The 288-nt window shown below is 54.9% G+C and carries 1 protein-coding gene; it reads right to left on the bottom strand.

Translation table 11 applies throughout. From position 1 onward, the window contains the following. The coding region (locus EN857_RS34210; RefSeq protein ID WP_281036059.1) for a formyltransferase family protein at window positions 1-288 on the bottom strand (288 nt) is incomplete at both ends.

Below are 288 nucleotides of genomic sequence, written 5' to 3'. Positions count from 1 at the left end.
TTTTACCCCACGCTCAAAAGCCTGCTTGTAGGGGTTCGCTCCTTTGAATGACGGCAGGAAGGAGTGATGGATGTTGATGATGCGGCCGGACATCTTCTCGGACATCTCATTCGACAGCACCTGCATGTACCGGGCGAGCACCACCAGCTCCGCGCCGGTCTCCTCGACGATGCGCATCTGCTGCGTTTCGGCTTCCCTCTTATTCTGCTTCGTAACTTTGACGTAGTGGAACGGAATGTCATGGTTCACGACCAGCTTTTGGTAGTCCAGATGGTTCGAGATCACCGC

Source organism: Mesorhizobium sp. M4B.F.Ca.ET.214.01.1.1 (assembly GCF_004791545.1).
GTDB lineage: Bacteria > Pseudomonadota > Alphaproteobacteria > Rhizobiales > Rhizobiaceae > Mesorhizobium > Mesorhizobium abyssinicae.
The sequence above is the reverse complement of the archived record's forward strand: the minus strand, read 5'-3'. Positions and strand labels throughout refer to the sequence as shown.